Source organism: Novosphingobium sp. (assembly GCF_049240505.1).
Taxonomy (GTDB): Bacteria; Pseudomonadota; Alphaproteobacteria; order Sphingomonadales; family Sphingomonadaceae; genus Novosphingobium.
The window spans coordinates 48,791-66,394 of record NZ_JBMLSM010000205.1 but is presented as its reverse complement, the minus strand read 5'-3'; the positions used below and the strand labels follow the sequence as shown (position 1 = coordinate 66,394).

18 protein-coding genes are annotated in these 17,604 nt (G+C 62.4%); 9 read left to right on the top strand and 9 right to left on the bottom strand.

What is annotated here, in order from left to right; genetic code table 11:
• The first annotated feature begins 25 nt into the window (after positions 1-25).
• The 4 genes from ACOVQ0_RS16850 (at position 26) to ACOVQ0_RS16835 (ending at position 2,800) form a co-directional block, all read left to right on the top strand.
• Complete coding sequence (locus ACOVQ0_RS16850; RefSeq protein ID WP_421887079.1) at positions 26-1,018, top strand: GNAT family N-acetyltransferase; 993 nt, start codon at positions 26-28, stop codon at positions 1,016-1,018.
• A gap of 71 nt (positions 1,019-1,089) precedes the next feature.
• A complete protein-coding gene (locus tag ACOVQ0_RS16845; protein ID WP_421887076.1) occupies positions 1,090-1,347 on the top strand; it encodes an acyl carrier protein in 258 nt (85 codons plus the stop codon).
• Positions 1,344-2,015, top strand: coding sequence for a hypothetical protein (locus ACOVQ0_RS16840; RefSeq protein WP_421887073.1), 672 nt, complete (start codon positions 1,344-1,346; stop codon positions 2,013-2,015). The genes ACOVQ0_RS16845 and ACOVQ0_RS16840 overlap by 4 nt, the downstream gene beginning before the upstream one ends.
• Positions 2,012-2,800 carry a hydrolase 1, exosortase A system-associated gene (locus ACOVQ0_RS16835; RefSeq protein ID WP_421887070.1) on the top strand — a complete coding sequence of 263 codons (789 nt, stop codon included), beginning with the start codon at positions 2,012-2,014 and terminating at the stop codon, positions 2,798-2,800. The genes ACOVQ0_RS16840 and ACOVQ0_RS16835 overlap by 4 nt, the downstream gene beginning before the upstream one ends.
• A 201-nt stretch (positions 2,801-3,001) precedes the next feature.
• Here the strand turns inward: ACOVQ0_RS16835 and trxB are convergent, their stop codons facing one another.
• The 6 genes from trxB to ACOVQ0_RS16805 all read right to left on the bottom strand — a co-directional run bounded on the left by trxB (position 3,002) and on the right by ACOVQ0_RS16805 (position 8,108).
• Entirely contained in the window at positions 3,002-3,970 is a 969-nt protein-coding gene (trxB, locus tag ACOVQ0_RS16830) for a thioredoxin-disulfide reductase (protein ID WP_421887067.1), read from the bottom strand.
• Positions 3,971-4,066: 96 nt separating this feature from the next.
• Complete coding sequence (locus ACOVQ0_RS16825) at positions 4,067-4,858, bottom strand: tyrosine-protein phosphatase (protein ID WP_421887063.1); 792 nt, start codon at positions 4,856-4,858, stop codon at positions 4,067-4,069.
• 40 nt (positions 4,859-4,898) lie between these two features.
• Positions 4,899-5,288 carry a response regulator gene (locus ACOVQ0_RS16820; RefSeq protein ID WP_421887061.1) on the bottom strand — a complete coding sequence of 130 codons (390 nt, stop codon included), beginning with the start codon at positions 5,286-5,288 and terminating at the stop codon, positions 4,899-4,901.
• Positions 5,285-6,385: a PAS domain-containing protein gene (locus tag ACOVQ0_RS16815; protein ID WP_421887058.1), complete on the bottom strand. Its 1,101-nt coding sequence runs from the start codon at positions 6,383-6,385 to the stop codon at positions 5,285-5,287. Before ACOVQ0_RS16815 ends, ACOVQ0_RS16820 begins: the two co-directional genes overlap by 4 nt.
• A 71-nt stretch (positions 6,386-6,456) precedes the next feature.
• Positions 6,457-6,900, bottom strand: coding sequence for a hotdog fold thioesterase (locus ACOVQ0_RS16810; protein WP_421887055.1), 444 nt, complete (start codon positions 6,898-6,900; stop codon positions 6,457-6,459).
• Positions 6,897-8,108, bottom strand: a complete 1,212-nt coding sequence (locus ACOVQ0_RS16805; protein WP_421887052.1) for a M20 metallopeptidase family protein — start codon at positions 8,106-8,108, stop codon at positions 6,897-6,899. The genes ACOVQ0_RS16810 and ACOVQ0_RS16805 overlap by 4 nt, the downstream gene beginning before the upstream one ends.
• Positions 8,109-8,255: 147 nt before the next feature.
• On the opposite strand from ACOVQ0_RS16805, the gene ACOVQ0_RS16800 reads away from it, so the two are divergent.
• Positions 8,256-9,503 carry an acetyl-CoA C-acetyltransferase gene (locus ACOVQ0_RS16800; RefSeq protein WP_421887049.1) on the top strand — a complete coding sequence of 416 codons (1,248 nt, stop codon included), beginning with the start codon at positions 8,256-8,258 and terminating at the stop codon, positions 9,501-9,503.
• 57 nt (positions 9,504-9,560) lie between these two features.
• On the opposite strand, the gene ACOVQ0_RS16795 is transcribed toward ACOVQ0_RS16800, so the two are convergent.
• On the bottom strand, positions 9,561-10,895 hold the full coding sequence (locus ACOVQ0_RS16795) for a M28 family peptidase (RefSeq protein ID WP_421887046.1): 1,335 nt from the start codon (positions 10,893-10,895) through the stop codon (positions 9,561-9,563).
• 136 nt (positions 10,896-11,031) lie between these two features.
• Here ACOVQ0_RS16795 and ettA point away from each other — a divergent pair, with 136 nt between their 5' ends.
• Positions 11,032-12,705 (top strand): energy-dependent translational throttle protein EttA, encoded by a 1,674-nt coding sequence (gene ettA / locus ACOVQ0_RS16790; protein ID WP_421887042.1) that lies wholly within the window; start codon positions 11,032-11,034, stop codon positions 12,703-12,705.
• A gap of 21 nt (positions 12,706-12,726) precedes the next feature.
• Here the strand turns inward: ettA and ACOVQ0_RS16785 are convergent, their stop codons facing one another.
• On the bottom strand, positions 12,727-13,236 hold the full coding sequence (locus ACOVQ0_RS16785) for a DUF6265 family protein (protein ID WP_421887039.1): 510 nt from the start codon (positions 13,234-13,236) through the stop codon (positions 12,727-12,729).
• Positions 13,237-13,366: 130 nt separating this feature from the next.
• On the opposite strand from ACOVQ0_RS16785, the gene ACOVQ0_RS16780 reads away from it, so the two are divergent.
• Positions 13,367-14,350 (top strand): RcnB family protein, encoded by a 984-nt coding sequence (locus ACOVQ0_RS16780; RefSeq protein ID WP_421887036.1) that lies wholly within the window; start codon positions 13,367-13,369, stop codon positions 14,348-14,350.
• Between the two features lie 83 nt (positions 14,351-14,433).
• Here the strand turns inward: ACOVQ0_RS16780 and ACOVQ0_RS16775 are convergent, their stop codons facing one another.
• Complete coding sequence (locus ACOVQ0_RS16775) at positions 14,434-14,802, bottom strand: winged helix DNA-binding protein (RefSeq protein WP_421887033.1); 369 nt, start codon at positions 14,800-14,802, stop codon at positions 14,434-14,436.
• A gap of 255 nt (positions 14,803-15,057) precedes the next feature.
• Here ACOVQ0_RS16775 and ACOVQ0_RS16770 point away from each other — a divergent pair, with 255 nt between their 5' ends.
• Together ACOVQ0_RS16770 and ACOVQ0_RS16765 are read left to right on the top strand one after the other, a co-directional pair.
• The gene (locus tag ACOVQ0_RS16770; RefSeq protein ID WP_421887031.1) at positions 15,058-15,735 is read left to right on the top strand and encodes a prolyl hydroxylase family protein; all 678 of its coding nucleotides are present in this window, start codon (positions 15,058-15,060) and stop codon (positions 15,733-15,735) included.
• 7 nt (positions 15,736-15,742) lie between these two features.
• Positions 15,743-17,599 carry a DUF885 domain-containing protein gene (locus tag ACOVQ0_RS16765; RefSeq protein ID WP_421887029.1) on the top strand — a complete coding sequence of 619 codons (1,857 nt, stop codon included), beginning with the start codon at positions 15,743-15,745 and terminating at the stop codon, positions 17,597-17,599.
• The last annotated feature ends 5 nt before the right edge of the window (positions 17,600-17,604 follow it).

The following is a 17,604-nucleotide window of genomic DNA, read 5'->3' as shown; positions in this document are numbered from 1 at the left end:
TCTCAATCAGGAAACGTCTGTCGTTTTGAAAGTCTATCACGCCAGTCTTAAAGAAGCGCAAGCGGACGCGGATGTTGTGGCCGTGCAAGGCGCTTCTCCGTTCGAACGGATGGACTGGCTCGCCCTGCTTGCCGAAATGTGCCTCGATCCGGCCAAAGCACGGGTCAGCGTGACCGTAGATGGCGCGCGGGTTGCCGCGCTGCCGTGGATGGAAGCGCATGGCGGGGCTGAAGCGCTGGCTAACTGGTACAATTTTTTCGTGCGTCCACTTGGGGATACCGCCCTTCTCTCAGATATCACACGAACTTTTCCCGCAGGTCGCGCGTCATTCGCGCCGATGCCGGAGGCCGACGCAACAGCACTTGCCACAGCCCTGCGCAGCACAGGTTGGGCCGTGATTTCAGAGCCTTGCGATTCAAACCACGTCCTTCCTCTCAAGGGCCGCAGCTTTGCCGAATACTGGGCCAGCCGCCCCGGCGCCCTGCGCGAGACGGTTCGCCGCAAAGGTCGGAAGGGTGAAGTGGCCTTGCGCGTCGTCACGGAATTTTCGTCCGCCGAATGGGACGCTTACGAAGCCGTCTATAAGCTGAGCTGGAAGCCCGGCGAAGGATCACCGGATTTCCTGCGCCGCTGGGCGGAGATGGATGGCGCGCGCGGGCGCTTACGGTTGGGCATTGCCGAGATCGGCGGACAGCCGGTGGCAGCGCAGTTCTGGACCGTCGAAGGCGGCACGGCCTTCATTCACAAGCTGGCGCACGATGAACGCTTCAAGAAGCAATCGCCCGGCACGCTGCTGAGCGCGGCGATGTTCGAACATGTGATTGATCGCGATGGCGTTTCCCTGGTAGACTTCGGCACGGGCGACGATCCCTACAAGCGCGACTGGATGGAGGACGTGCGCACGCGCTGGCGCGTGCGGGCATGGCGCAAAGGTGTTGTCAAATACTGGCCGGAGATGTTTCGCGCTCTGGCAGGGCACAAGCTGCGGCCCCTTGTTTCCCCGAACCACGATGGTTAAGGGCCAATTCCTGAACGACACCTAGATGCACCTAGCTGCACCTACCTGCACTTGAACGGCACCGGGACACGATGAGCGACACCGATAGCACCCTCCGCGCGATCCTTCAGGACGTGCTTGGACTCTCCGCCGAACGTGTCGCCGCGTTCGATGCTTCGACCGGCCTTTTCGGCGATCTTCCCGAACTGGATTCGATGGCCGTCGCAGGGCTTCTGACCGAGATCGAGGACCGGCTCGACATCGTGATCGAGGATGACGAGGTGGACGGCGAACTGCTGGAAACCTACGGCAATCTCCTGAGCTTTCTGGAAGCCAAAGTAACAGCGTGATCGCACGCTGGCCCTGCCCCGGCCCGCACGGGCAGAGCGAGGAATATGCCTTCGCCTTTGATCGCAACCGCATGGTGCGTCTGCTGATCGTGCCGCCGCTGTTCGACGAAGCCAACCGGATGCGGCGGATGCTGGTGGACGCGATGCGGCTGCTGGATGAAGCGGGCGTGGATTCGTTTCTGCCCGACCTGCCCGGCTGCAACGAGAGTTTGCAGGACTTCCCGGCCCAAAGCCTGCACGGATGGCGGCGCGCGATGGCGCAGGCGGCGCGGCATTTTGGCGCGACCGATGTGCTGGCGGTGCGCGGCGGTTCACTGGTCTTTCCGCACACCTTGCCGGGTCTGGTGTTGGAACCGGCCAAGGGCGGATCGATCCTGCGCCAACTGTTGCGCGCGCGCGTGATCGCAGCGCGGGAAGCAGGGCGGCAGGAAGACACTTCAGCATTGCTGGAAACCGGACGAAGCGAGGGGCTGGATCTGGCGGGCTGGCGCTGTGGCGCTTCCCTGATCGCCGGGCTTGAGACTGCGACGGCACAGATCGAAGGCCAGCGCATCGTGGCGCAAGGCGAACTGGGCGGCGGCGGACTGTGGTTGCGCGCGGAACCCGCCGCAGCGCCCGATCAGTCGGCAGCGCTGGCGCGGATCGTGCTGGCAGAGATCGCGACATGACACGCCGCCATGTGACCTTTGCCTGCGAGGGCGCGAAACTGGTGGGCACGCTGGACATCGGGCTGGCCAGTGGTGCCATCGGGCTGCTGATCGTTTCGGGCGGTAATGAACTACGTTCCGGCGCCTGGAGCGGACAGGCGCAGCTTGCGGCGCAATTGGCGCGTGAAGGGTTTCCGGTATTCCGTTACGACCGGCGAGGCGTGGGCGATAGCGAGGGTGAGAACCCGACGTTTCGCCATTCCGCGCCCGACATAGCTGCCGCCATCGCCGCGTTCCGCGCAGCCGCTCCGCATGTTTCTCGCGTGGTGGCATTCGGCAACTGCGATGCTGCGGCCGCGCTGATGCTGTTTGCGCACGACCTGCCGCTGGCCGGGCTAGTCCTGGCAAACCCTTGGACGATCGATGGTGAGGAAGCACCGCAGGCAATGCCCGCCGCAGCCATTCGCAGCCGCTATATGGCCAAGCTGACCAATCCGCGTGAGGTGTGGCGGTTGCTGACCGGTGGGGTCAATCTGGCCAAGCTGATCAAAGGTCTGCGCGGCGCCGCTGCATCTGCCCCTGCGCCTTCCGGGCTGGTGGAAGAGATGAAGGCGGGGCTGGCCGCCTTTGCCGGGCCGGTGGCCATCCTGCTGGCGAGCGGAGACAGGACCGCGCAGATGTTCGCCGAAGTGTGGGACGGAGCAGACGCCCGCGTGCAGCGGATCGACAGCGGATCGCACAGCTTTTCCGACAACGCCGCGCGTGAGTGGTTGCACGCACGCTTGTTGGATGCGCTGCAACGCTGAAGGGCGCTACATTTCGTCATTGCGAGCGTAGCGAAGCAATCCAGTGCCACGCAGAACCGCACTGGATTGCTTCGCTACGCTCGCAATGACGAGAGGTTTGGGTGATGGGGGTTTGGGGAACATGCCCTCCCCCACCCCCTCCCGCTCGCGGGAGGGGAGTTCAGGGAATGCCTTTCCCGCGAGCGGGAAGGCATCGGCCCCTTATGCCGGGACCGTCTGGCTGGCCTTGAAGTCCAGTTCGGCGAGGAAGCGTTCGGCGTCTAGCGCGGCCATGCAGCCGGTGCCTGCAGCCGTGACGGCCTGACGATAGGTGTGATCCATGACATCGCCGCACGCGAACACGCCGGGGATCGCGGTCTTGGGCGTGCCCGGTTCGACCACGATATAGCCGCTCTCGTCCAGTTCCAGCTTACCCTTGAACAGCTCCGTTGCCGGGGCGTGGCCGATGGCGACGAATGCGCCGTCGGTGGTGACGATGGATTCTTCACCGCTCACGGTATCAACCAGCTTCACGCCGGTCAGTCCCTTGCCCGTTTCACCCACGAAGCTGTCGACCTTCTGGTTCCACAGCACCTTTACATTGGGGTGCGCGTGGAGGCGGTCCTGCAGAATCCGTTCGGCGCGCAGGCTGTCACGGCGATGGATCAGGGTGACGTCGGTAGAGTGATTGGTCAGGTAGAGCGCTTCTTCGACGGCAGTGTTGCCGCCACCGATAACCACGACCTTCTTGCCGCGATAGAAGAAGCCGTCGCAGGTGGCACAGGCCGAAACGCCCTTGCCCGAGAATTCCTGTTCGCCCGCAACGCCCAGCCATTTTGCCTGCGCGCCCGTGGCGATGACCAGCACATCGCCTTCATAGATATCGCCGCTGTCACCGGTGGCGCGGAAAGGCGAACCATCGAGCGTGACATCGAGGATCGTATCCCACATCATGCGCGTACCGACGTGTTCGGCCTGTGCCTGCATTTCCTGCATCAGCCACGGCCCCTGAATCACGTCGCGGAAACCGGGGTAGTTTTCGACATCGGTGGTGATGGTCAACTGCCCGCCGGGCTGTAGGCCCTGCACCACGATCGGCTGCATCCCCGCGCGCGCGCCATAGATCGCTGCGGAAAGTCCAGCCGGGCCGGAACCGATGATGAGCATACGGGTCTTGTGCGTGGTCGCCATGAGAATGTCCTCCGATGGCAGGCGAGATAAGCAGGGGTCGAAGCAAAAGCGAGTCCTTGCCCCCCGCTTTTTCCGCAGGTATCGGACAGATTTTCTTTAAGGCGCGATCAGATTACGCTCTATCGCGGCCAGCACCGGCGGGGTTACGCCCAGCATGTCGGCGGCATAGGCTTCCACGCTGCCGTGGCCTTCGCGGATCTTCGCGAACGCGGTTTCGAGGAACGGCGCCTCGACGCTCATCAGCACACGCACCGCAGCATCGTCCATCGCAACGCCAAACCCTTCGCGCACATGGCGCGCGCCCGCTTCGATCCGCGTTTCGGCATTGCCGGCGGTGTTGGTGAGCAGGTAGTCCGCCATGATGTCGTCCGCGTGGACACCAAGCAGGTTGTGAACCAGCGCTGCGGCAAGGCCGGTGCGATCCTTGCCTGCGAGACAGTGCAGCAGGCTGGGTTCTGGCCGTTCGGCCAACGCCCGCATGTAAAGACGATACGTGCCGACAAGGACAGGACGGAAGGGCAGCGTCTCATACAGAAGGTGCATCGCAGCGCGCGCGTCGTCCGCTGTCTTCACCCCGCGCGCAGCCTCTTCATGCGCGGCCCGGCCTGCAGCGCTGGCGGTCTCACCGGGGTGGAACAGCACTTTGCCTGCAAATTCCGGGTGACGCAGGCAGGGGTTTGCGCTGCGTTCGCTATCCCCGCGCAGGTCAAATACGGTGGCGATGCGCAGATCATGAACCTGAGCCAGATCGGCCGCTGTCGCTTCGCTGTGCTGGCCGGATCGCCAGAGCAGGCCACTGCGGATGCGCCCTGCCTGCGCAGCATAGCCGCCGTAGTCGCGAAAGTTGTGGATGCCTGACATGCCGAGCACGCGCGTATCTATCGTCATGGGCAAAGCCATGCGCGGCGCGGTCCGTCAGCGCAAGTGATCAAACGTGACGAACGCCAAGCGGTTCAAGCGCGCGGGCAACTACGACAGCGGCTGGCGTGGGTTTGGGCACCAGCGTGCCGCCGAGATTGCGCACGGTTTCGTCCATACGATCCAGATCGCCGGTGTGCAGCACATAGGGAATGCCCATTGCCGCCAGAGTGCGGGCGACCTGTTCACAGGTTTGGCCACGCCCCAGCGAAACATCGAGGATTGCCGCGGAGATGGCGTTGTTCTGGACGATCGACAGCGCTTCGACCAGATCAAGCGCGGTCATCGGCGTGCAGCCTGCGTCTTCCACCGCAAATTCCAGATCGAGCAGGATCAGCGGCTCATCATCCAGCACGAGAACGCGGCAAGGTTCACCGGTAGAAGCGCGAAGGCCGGTCATTCCCCGTGTTCCCGCAGGGGGATGTTGAGTTTGGCCCGGAGGCCGTCGCTGTGCCATTCTCTTACGATCCCTCCGCGCGCCATATCGAGCATTCGATCGACGATTCCGTCATTGCTTACTAATCGGCTTGCGTCCGCAACTGCACCTATGCCGTGTTCGATCCAGTCGATGCGAATGGCAGGAGACGAGGTTGAACCGTTTCGCTTCCACGTCACGGTGACGCTGCCGGAATCCGTGCCGAGCGCACCATGCTTGATCGCGTTGACCGCCAGTTCGTGCAGTGAGAGCCCAAGGACGGACACCGACGCAAAGTCTGATCGCAGGCCATTGCCTTCGAAGCGGATGCGCGTGCCATCAGGATCATAGGGCGCCAGCACGGCGCGAATGGCCTGCCCCACTTCGACCGAGCCGCGATGGGAATCATCAAGCGTGGTTTCATAGGCGCGGCCCAGCGCCTGAATGCGATCGTTGATCTCGCGCGCCTCAACCTCTATCCCGCGAACGCGCCCGGTGAAATTCACGATGCCGCCGATGACCGCGAACATGTTCTTCATGCGATGCGAGAGTTCGCGCGCCAGATCGCGCGCGTGACGTTCATCCGCGCGGGCGGCGCGCACATCGGATACGTCCCACTGGCTGCCGAGGAAATAGATCAGCTTGCCTTCGGCGTTATATATTGGGCCTAGGTGCAGCGCATTCCAGAAAGGTTCGCCATCCTTGCGATAATTCAGCAATTCGATAACCAGCACGTCTTCGTTCGCCAGCGCCGTGCGGACACGGGCAAGGGCTGCGCGATCAGTCCTCGGCCCTTGCAGAAAGCGGCAATTGCGGCCAATGACTTCGTGTTCGTCGTAGCCCGTGAGGTGGCGGAACGCGCGGTTGGCGAAGACGATCGGCATGTCTTCAAGGTTCGGATCGCACAGACAGATGGCCATGCGCGTTTGCGCCATTGCCTGTTCGAACAGCACCCCGGACGCGCCAGTGAAGGTGTCTTCACCATGCTGCGCCTTAAACTGTGCAGCAGAAGTATCGAACGCCGTGTGGGCTTGGTCGATGGGACCGGAAGAAGGCAGGTGATCGGGAATGTTGTGGCTCATATCAGTGGACCTGCCACCGAAATGCAGTTCCTAGGCCTTGGTTCCGCGCAAGATAATTAAATTCGGTGCAATCATTTTCGTTCCATCGCAATGATGGCCAACGTGAGGCGAGAGATGCAGACAAGCCTGCCCGCTTCATCCTCGATCCTGATCGACCACACGTGCGTGGTGCGCCCCAGCGCCTCTGGCCGGGCGGTTGCGATGACCCAGCCTTGGCGCACCGGGCGCAGGTGATTTGCGTTGATTTCCATGCCGACGCCGACGAACTTTTCGGGATCGACCGCCATCGCACCTGCCATTGATCCGATGGTTTCAGCCAGCGCAACAGACGCCCCGCCGTGAAGACGCCCGAAAGGCTGGTGCGTGCGGTGATCTACCGGCATCCGCGCGCGAATCCAGTCAGGCCCACAATCGACGAACTCTATGCCAAGATGCGCTGGCATGGATGAACTGCCCAGCCGGGTCAGCCGCTCCATCGACGGCATGACGCCATTCCACCAGATCACGTCGCTCATTGTTCGTTTCCGGCAAAACCTTCGGCCAGAAAACGTTCGGCGCAGCCCGCGAGAACGGCAGTGCCCAAGGGCAGCACGGATTCATCGACCATCATCTTCGTCGAGTGGATCGAGCAGCACGAGCGCCAATCGACGCCTTCATGTGCGACGCCGAGGAAGAACATCGCGCCGGGGACTTTTTCCAGCACATAGGAGAAATCTTCTGCGCCCATGATTGGCGCGGCAAGCCGGTGGAAGCCGTTCTCGCCGCTGATATCACGGACCACGGCCTCGCCCAGATCGACCGCGCGGGCATCGCATACGGTAACCGGGAAGCCGGGAGTCACCGTCACGGTCGCGGTCATGCCGTGGGCTGCGGCGATGTGCGTTGCGGCCTGTTCCAGCACTTCCCGAAGGCGTGCGCGGTTGCCGGGCGACAATGTGCGCAAGGTGCCGCGCATGGCCACGCGATCTGCGATGACATTGTGCGCCGTGCCTGCTTCGATCTTGGCCACAGTGGCGACTACCGGGTCGCTGACCGGGAACTTGCGCGTGACGAGGGCCTGCAGCGCGGTCACGATCTCGCACGCCACGGGCACAGGATCGAGCGCATCGTGCGGCATGGAGGCGTGGCCGCCGCGTCCTTCGACCACGATATCGAACTGGTCTGCAGAAGCGAGCAGCGCGCCGGTGCGCCCGGCGATAAGTCCGTGCGGGCTATTGGGCATGACGTGCAGCGCAAAGGCCGCATCGGGCAGCGGATCGATCAGCCCATCGTCCAGCATGAAGCGCGCACCGTGGAAGCCTTCTTCGCCGGGCTGGAACATGAACTGCACTTCGCCCGCGAGCTTGTCCGCCCGCGCGCAGAGCAGTTCTGCGGCACCGGCCAGCATGGCAGTGTGCGTATCATGGCCGCAAGCGTGCATGGCACCGGGAATGGTGGACGCAAAATCGAGGCCGGTTTCCTCCTCCATCGGCAGCGCATCCATATCGCCGCGCAGCAAAACGCGACGGCCCGGCCCTGCCCGGCCTTTCAGCGTGGCGACAAGGCCGGTCGTCGATGGTCCTTCACGCCATTCCAGCGGCAGATGCGCGAGCGCGGCGCGCACCTTGTCGCGCGTCTTTGGTGTATGCAGGCCGAGTTCCGGCTCCGCATGGATGGCACGGCGCAGGGCGACGATGCTGTCGGCGTGGCTACGCGCCTGTTCGAGCAGTTCGTGATGCAACATGGGGCCTCGTGATGTGTGATTGCCCTAAGGCTGGCACGTTGTCGCGTCGCTGTCGAGCCTTGGGGAATGGACTTGCGGATGGGACTTGCACGAGCGGATGCCTTGCGTTAATCGGTCGATTAAATAATCCAGCCGGAGAGACAACCGATGCCCGAAGCCTATATCATCGATGCCGTTCGCACCCCGCGCGGAGTGGGCAAGCCCGGCAAGGGCGCGCTTTCGCACCTGCATCCGCAGCATCTTGCGGCCACGGTGCTGAAAGCGCTGAAAGAGCGCAACAATCTTGATACCGCAACCGTGGATGACATCATCTGGTCGACATCCAGCCAGGTGGGCAAGCAGGGCGGCGATCTGGGCCGCATGTCCGCGCTGGCGGCAGGCTATGACATCAAGGCCAGCGGCACGACTCTTGACCGGTTCTGTGGCGGCGGCATCACGTCGGTAAATCTCGCCTGCGCCTCGGTCATGTCTGGCATGGAAGATTGCGTGATCGCAGGCGGCACCGAAATGATGAGCTTCACCGCCGCCCACGGCGCGGAACAGGCCAATGCCGGGATCAAGCCGATGGGCATGGGGTCGGGTAACATGGCATTGGACGCGCTGCATCCGCAATCGCACCAAGGCGTATGCGGCGATGCCATTGCCAGCATCGAAGGCATCAGCCGCGAAGCGCTGGACGGCCTCGCCCTTGTCAGCCAGCAGCGCGCCGATGTTGCGATCAAGGAAGGCCGCTTTGCCAGATCGGTCGTCCCGGTGCTGAACGAAGACGGCTCGGTTGCGCTGGATCGTGAGGAGTTTCCCCGGCCCGAGACCACCGCAGAAGGCCTTGCCGCGCTGAAGCCGAGCTTTGCAGGGCTTGCCGATTTCGATCTTGGTGGCACGTCGTTCCGCAAGCAGATCAACCGCCGCTACCCGGATGTCGATATCCAGCACTTCCACCATGCGGGCAATTCTTCGGGCGTGGTCGATGGTGCGGCGGCGCTGCTGATCGTCTCGCCCGCCTATGCCGAGAAGCATGGGTTGAAGCCACGCGCCCGCATCGTTGCTTACGCCAATCAGGGCGATGACCCGACACTCATGCTCAACGCGCCGGTTCCCGCCGCAAAGAAGGTTCTGGCCAAGGCAGGTTTGACCAAGGACGATATCGACGTCTGGGAAATCAACGAAGCTTTCGCCGTCGTCGCGGAAAAGTTCATCCGCGATCTCGATCTGGACCGCGCCAAGGTAAATCCCAACGGCGGCGCGATGGCGCTAGGCCACCCCATCGGCGCAACCGGATCGATCCTGATCGGCACCGCGCTGGATGAACTGGAGCGGACTGGCGGGCGCTATGGTCTTGTCACGATGTGCGCGGCAGGCGGGATGGCACCGGCCATCGTGATCGAACGCATCTGATCGTTTGCCAATAGACAAAAGCCCGCCGAGCGTTTCGGCGGGCTTTTGCATGACTGATCAATCCACTGCCGCGATAGGCCCGGCCTCGTTCGCAACGATCTTCAGTACCTCGGTCCACGCAGCGACGTTCTGTGCCAGTTCTGCCGGATCAACCTTGTCCAGCGTATCGTCGGGCGTGTGGTGCAGATCGAAGTAGTGCGTGCCATCCTGATCGAGATCGATCACGGCAAGTTTCTGCTTTGCGATAACCGGGGCAACATCGGTGCCGCCGCTGGCCTTGCCCGGCCCCCGCACGATGCCCATCGGTGAAAGCGCGGCGGCGATCCGTTCTGCCAGCGGCTTGTTCGCGTCCGCCATGCTGAACGTCACGCGCCAGACCTTCGCAGCGCCGAAATCGCTTTCCATCGCCAGCGCATAAGGTTCGGCGTGCCGGTCGGCAAAAGCCTTGCCGCCGAAACCGCCGAGTTCCTCGGACCCGGCCCAGAACACGCGGATCGTGCGCAACGGCTTGCCGCCTTCCTGTGCTTTCAGTGCGGCAGCGGTGATGATCGCGCAGCCCGCCGCATCGTCAATCGCACCCGTGCCCAGATCCCAGCTATCGAGATGGCAGCCCAGCAGGATTGCAGGCAAGGAAGGATCGCGGCCGGGCAAATCGGCATAGACATTGCCTGAAGGCAGGCCTTCGACGGTCTTGCCCGTGAGCGTCAGGTTCAGCCGGATAGGCTTTCCGCTGCGGGCGATGCGCGCAATCAGATCGGCATCGGGGTTTGAAACCGCGCCCGCCGGGATCGGCTTCACGCCATCGGGGAACGTGGTGCCGCCGGTGTGCGGATTACGGTGGTTATCCGTGCCGATGGAACGGATCACCGTGGCCAGCGCACCCTTGCCTGCAGCGATGGCGGGACCAGCGCGGCGAACCTGACCATATGGTCCATAGCCGCTGCCATCCTGCGCACGCTTCATCGCGTGATCGATGAATGCGATCTTGCCGCTGAGCGAGCCTGCGGGCGCGGCTTTCAGCGCATCGAGCGTAGGGAAGTAGACAACTTCGCCCTCCACGCCCTTTTCCGGCGTGGTGCCGCTATAGCCCAAGGCGGTCACTGCCAGCCTGAAGGGAATCGGCGCGATCAGGCTCGCCTCGTCACGCCCGCGCACGTAGCCGCGAATTGGAAACGGTTCGACCGTTACATTGCTGAACCCAAGCGCTTTCAGCCGGGTGTCGGCCCATGCGCGGGCGCGCGCTTCGGCCTCGCTGCCGGGCATTCGCGGGCCAACCTCAGTGGTCAGGCCCGCGAGGATGTCCCACGCAACGTCGCCCTTTTGATCTTGCGCATAAGTGGTTGAAGAAAGGAGAGCGGCGGAAAGCGCAATGGCGCAAGACAAGTTTCTCATGCAACCGTGCTATCGCCCAGCCCTGCCTCTGCCAAGCCCCGCCCATCGCCCTTGTTGCACACGGGCCGCTTGCCCGCACGGTTCCAAGCCGGTAGAGGCGGCGCAACTGTTTTCGGCTTACACCCAAGGACCACCGATGGCTGCTCAATACGCCTACGTCATGAAGAACATGACGAAGACCTTCCCCGGCGCGCAGAAGCCAGTGCTGAGCAACATCAGCCTGCAATTCTATCAGGGCGCAAAGATCGGCATCGTCGGCCCCAACGGTGCCGGTAAGTCGACGCTGATCAAGATCATGGCCGGGATCGACAAGGATTTCACCGGCGAAGCATGGCCGGGCGAAAACATCACGGTCGGCTATCTGGAACAGGAACCGCAGCTCGACGAGAGCAAGACCGTGCTCGAAAACGTCAAGGACGGTGCGCGCGAGACGGCTGACATGGTTGAACGGTTCAACCAGATCGGCATGGAAATGGCCGAGGAAGACGCCGATTTCGACGCGCTGGGCGCCGAGATGGCCGATCTTCAGGACAAGATCGATGCCGTCGATGGCTGGACGCTGGACAACCAGCTTGAAATCGCGATGGAAGCGCTGCGCTGCCCGCCGGGCGACTGGCCGGTAAGCAGCCTTTCCGGCGGTGAAAAGCGCCGCATCGCGCTCACCCGCCTGCTGATCCAGAAGCCGTCGATTCTGCTGCTCGACGAACCGACCAACCACCTTGACGCCGAATCCGTCGAATGGCTCGAAAGCCATCTCAAGGACTACGCAGGTGCGGTGCTGATGATCACCCACGACCGCTACTTCCTCGATAACGTGGTGGGCTGGATTCTCGAACTCGATCGCGGAAAATACTTCCCTTACGAAGGCAACTACTCGACCTACCTTGAAACCAAGGCCAAGCGCATGGCGCAGGAAGAGCGCGAGGAAAGCGGCAAGCAGAAGGCGCTGCAGCGCGAACTCGAGTGGATCCGCCAGACCCCGGCCGCGCGCCAGACCAAGTCCAAGGCGCGTATCCGCAAGTTCGAGGAACTCCAGAACAGCCAGGACAGTCGTCAGGTCGGCAAGGCGCAGATCGTCATCCAGGTGCCCGAGCGCCTCGGCGGCAAGGTGATCGAGGCCAAGAACATCACCAAGGCGTATGGCGACAAGCTGCTGTTCGAAAACCTCTCCTTCATGCTGCCCCCGGGCGGCATCGTTGGCGTGATCGGCCCGAATGGCGCGGGCAAATCGACGCTGTTCAAGATCCTCACCGGCAAGGAAACGCCTGACAGCGGCACGATCGAGATCGGCTCGACCGTGCGCCTCGGCTATGTCGACCAGAGCCGAGACCATCTCGACCCCAAGAAGAACGTCTGGGAGGAAATCTCCGACGGGCTCGATTACATGAAGGTCAACGGGCAGGACATGAGCACGCGTGCCTATGTCGGCGCGTTCAACTTCAAGGGCGCGGACCAGCAGAAGAACGTCGGCAAGCTTTCGGGCGGTGAACGCAATCGCGTGCACATGGCCAAGATGCTGAAGCAGGGCGGCAACGTGCTGCTGCTCGACGAACCGACCAACGACCTCGACGTGGAAACGCTGGCTGCGCTGGAAGACGCCATCGAAAACTTCGCCGGTTGCGCCGTGGTCATCTCGCACGACCGCTTCTTCCTCGATCGCCTGGCGACGCACATCCTCGCGTTCGAGGGCAACAGCCACGTCGAATGGTTCGAAGGCAACTTCGCGGCTTACGAAGAAGACAAGCGCCGCCGCCTTGGCGATGCGGCAGATCGCCCCACGCGCCTTGCCTACAAGAAACTGACGCGCTGATCTGACGCTACCGGTCTTCCGCTAATTGCCCTTGCGGCGAAAGCGGAAGACCAGCGTTTCCTTTTTGCCCTCGTCGCCATCGATCACCACGGTGGCGGTCATGCTGTCCTTGCCGGTGCGTTCATAGACCAGCCCGGAAAAGTCGAAGCGATCCCCTGCCCGCGCGGTTAAAGGAAAGGACGGCACCTTGTCCTTTTCCTCCCAGCCGGTGAGATCGGGATTGAAGTGCTTGAGCCTGTAGGCGAGCGAGCCACCCTCTTCGACGATCGTGATCAGTTCGTAGAACATCACTGAGCCGTCGGCCTTCATCTGCCGGAAATGGCCGACCATCTGCCCTCCCGCTGCCGGAGCATAGGCCTCCAGCGCAGGCGCTCCGCCGATCCCCTCGCCCTCCCACGAACCTTGCAGCCATGCGAGATCGCCAAGGCTGGCAGGCGGCGCAGAATGAGCTGCCGGGGTGATCAGCAATGCGGCACCAAGTGCGGCGAATATCCGCTTCATCTGGAACTCTCCATCCCGAAATTCGTTCATCAAACAATACCCGAACCTGAACGGCAGGCTACCAAGCCGGTTCAGACATGGGACAGCGCGAATCGCTTAACAGGGTGTTATTGAAGCTGCGAAGGTTTGCAGCACACCTATCGGGAAAGGGTCGGTCACGATGTCCGGCAAGTCAATCTTCAGCAAGAGTGCGCTGGCTGCGCTGGCGGTGGCCCTTGCGGCAACGACCGTCTCGTCGCAAGCCACAGCGCAGGAACGGCAACAGCGCGGTGAGCGTGGCGGACAGAGCGCCAATCGGGGCGACTGGGGTGGTGGCAATCGTGGCGGCGGGGAGCGCGGCGGCGGTAACTGGGCACGCGGGCAACAACAGGCTCCGCAGGCCCGCCAGCAGCAAGCGCCACAGGTTCGCGCAGAACGTCCTGCCTCAACCAGCTGGCGCAACAACGGCAATGTCGAAGGCCGCTGGCGTCCGGGTGTGGAAGACCGCACATCGGCCCAGCGCCCAACCCCGCCTGCGGTTACCCCGCAGCGTGCCACGCCGCCCGCCACTGCAACTGCGCGTCAGGCTCCGGCGCAGCGCGGATGGGATGGCACCCGCTGGAACGGCACCAATCCGGGCCGCAACAACGGGGCATCGGACCGTGGCACCTGGAACCGTGACCGAAACGGCAACGATGGTCGCGACCGGAACTGGAATGGCCGCAACCCGTCCTATTCGGACCGTGACCGCAACCGCGATTACCGGGATCGCAACGACAACTGGCGCAATGACAATCGGCGGGGTGACAACTGGCGGGGCGAAAACAACCGCAGCAGCTATCGCGGGGACTACCGGCGCTGGAGCAACGATTGGCGACGCGACAACCGTTATGATTGGGGCCGCTACCGCGCAACGAACCGGAGCATCTATCGTCTGCCTACGTACTACGCGCCCTATCGCGGGTGGAACTACAACCGCGTTTCCATCGGGATTTTCCTGAATTCAGGCTTCTATGGCCGCAATTACTGGATCAACGATCCGTGGGCTTATCGCCTGCCGCCTGCCTATGGTCCCTATCGCTGGGTTCGTTACTGGGACGACGTGCTGCTGGTGGATGTCTATTCGGGCGAAGTGGTGGACGTGATCCAGAACTTCTTCTGGTAATCGGGCGCCCTTCCAAACAAGCAAATGCCCTCCTGACGCGAGTCAGGAGGGCATTTGCTTTGGCGTCCGTTCACCACAACAGCTTACCCTGGCAGCCCGCCTGCAATCGCGCGAAGGATATTGCGCATCATCTCGTGCCCTTCTGCCGTCAGCCGAACATAACGCCGGCGCGCGTCGGCATTATCGGCAATGCGATAAATCAGGCCTTCCTGCTCAAGCCGGGCGATCCAGCGCAGGATCGTGGTCGATGGAACACCCGCATCAAGGCACACCGAAGAAACCTGCACTTCCGTTCTGCGCCGATCGGCAATGTAGAGATCGAGCAGGATATCCCAGCCCGGTTCACCAAACAGCCCTCTGCGGGCACCGGCAAAATCACGCTTTCTGCGAAGGCCATAGAGCGCTACGGCGAGTTTGAGACTTTCCAGTTCAGGATCAGCGAAGGCGTCCAAACAAAACTCCATTCGGCAAACCAACGCTCATGACGGCTGCAACCCGCCTTCAGCAACGACAGTTGGTGCGCGCCCCCATTTACGCCCAGCGTCGAAACTTATGATCGTTCAGCGACCGACAAGTGATAACAAACTGTGATTTTGGTTAACCCAAAGATACGGGAAATGCTTGAGGAAATCTGTATTTACCGTCCACTTCGGACTAAATGACAGGGCTTGCACCACACAACGCATTGACGCAGAACGGTTCCCGACATGGCCATTTTTGCAAAGAAAACGTCTGCCTCGTCGGAAACACTTGCATTGAAGCGTGTCGGCGAACTGGTCCGCAAACGGCTAAGGCAGGATCCCGGCGTCTATCAATTGCCCGTCGATGGCCTCGAAATTTTTGGTGTTGCACGCTTTTTTTCCGAAGCCGAGTGCAGTCGGCTTATCGGGATCGTCGATGCCGTCGCCCGCCCCTCTCCAACCTACAAAGGCACGGATGCGACCGGCCGGACCAGCTTCAGCGGCGACGTTGATCCAAACGATCCTTTCGTCATCATGTTGCAGCGCCGGATTGACGATCTGATCGGCATCGATCCTGCGTTCGGCGAAACGATTCAGGGCCAGCGCTATCACCCTGGTCAGGAGTTTCGCGGGCACTATGACCACTTTTTGCCATCACAGCCGTTTTGGGATTCGGAACAAAGGCGTGGCGGTCAGCGTAGCTGGACGGCAATGGCGTATCTCAACGCCGTTGAAGAAGGCGGCACGACCGACTTCTCCCGCATTGACCTTTCCATCCCGCCCCAGCCGGGCGCTTTGCTGATCTGGAACAACATGAAGCCCGATGGCACTCCCAATCCCAACGCAATGCACGCCGGAATGCCGGTGGTGCGCGGCGTGAAATATGTCCTGACCAAATGGTATCGCGCGCGGACGTGGAGTTGAGGGCGTGGTGACGAAACCGCGCCACGTGATCGCCCGGACAGTTCTTGCGCTCATCATTGCCAGCGCTGCATCTGCTTGCGCCCACGCTGATGCGTCGCGCTCACAAGGCATTGCCACGGCAAAGATCGATGTTGCGCCGACACCGCCCGAAATATCGCCCAACGTCGCGCTCGACCGTCTTTTCGCGGCCGACCTGCACCAAAGCCTCGCTCTCGATCCGCTGGGCGCATTGCAGCAGGGCAAGCGCGTTCCCACCAGCCAGTTCCTGCTGCTGTTCACGCCGCAGCTGGCGCATGAACGGCGCGAGGCCAACAGCCGTCTGCTGGGCGAACTTGGCGGTATTCCACCCGATCAGCTTGACGAAGGGCACCGCATTTCGCGCGCGGTGATGCTTGACGCCAAACAGGCCGAACAGGCGCTCCTGTCGCCTGAATCGCTGGCGCTTACCGAAGTCCAGCCGTTCAATCACTTCGGCGGGTTCCACGTCTCCTATCCCGAACTGTCATCGCCCGGCAGCGGTCTGGTGCTGGAAAACGCTGGCGATTTCGAGCTGCTGATCGAGCGGCACCGCGCCCTGCCCAAAGTTTTTTACGCCGCAATCGCCCGCTTTCGCGAAGGTATGGCAGCCGGGACTACCGAACCGCGCCTGACCGTGGACAACATGATTGCCCAGATCGACGCATTGCTGGCCCAGCCGGTTGACCGGTCCCCGTTCATGTCGGCTGCGCGCAGCTTTCCCGAAAGCATTGCACCAGCGCAGCGTAACCAGATGCGCAGCGATTTGCACACCGTAACTGCAAAGGTCGTCTACCCCGCTTATCGCAACCTGCGGCGTTTCCTTGCCGAAGAGTATCGCCCGGTCGCGCGCGAAACGGTCGGACTTTCCGCGCTTCCCGGCGGCATGGCGCTCTATCGGCGGCTGGTGCGGATGAACACGACGCTGGACCTTGATCCGTCTGCCGTCCACGAACTGGGCCTTGGCGAAGTGGCGCGGATCCAGCGCGATATGGACGGGGTGAAGGGCGAACTCGGCTTCACCGGTCCCTTGCGCGATTTCTTCGATCACATCCGTACCGATCCGAAATACCATCCCCGCACCGAAGCCGAGCTTTCCGAAGGCTTCCGCGCAATCGGGCGCAAGGTAGACGCGCTGGCCCCGCGCTATTTCCTGCACCTGCCGCGCACGCCGCTGCAGATCCAGTCCTACCCGCCTTACCGCGCCAAGTTCGAAGCGGGCGGCTCCTATGCGCAGGGTTCGCCAGACGGGCGCTTGCCCGGCACGTTCTTCTTCAACACCTATGATCTGAAAAGCCGCTTCCTGACCGGGATCGCCACGCTCTATCTGCACGAAGGCGCGCCGGGGCATCACTTCCAGATCAGCCTTGCGCAAGAGAACACCGCCCTTCCCGATTTTCAGCGGTTCGGCGGCAACACGGCCTACATCGAAGGCTGGGCGCTCTATGCCGAAACGCTGGGTTACGAGATGGGGTTCTACAAAGACCCGATGCAGCACTGGGGCACGCTTGACGACGAGATGCTGCGCGCAATGCGGCTGGTGGTGGACACCGGCCTGCACACCAAAGGCTGGAGCCGCAACATGGCAGTGGACTACATGCTTGCCAATTCGGGCATGGGCCGCAGCGATGCCGAGGCTGAAGTGGACCGTTACATTGCCATTCCGGGCCAGGCCCTGTCCTACAAGATCGGCGCGCTGACGATCCAGCGGCTGCGTAAGGAGGCAGAAGCCGCATTGGGGCCGCGCTTCGACATTCGCCAGTTCCACGATCAGGTTTTGGGCAGCGGGGCCTTGCCGATGCAGGTGCTTGAAGCCAAAGTGCGCCGGTGGATCGCGGCGAGCCGGTAGCGCTG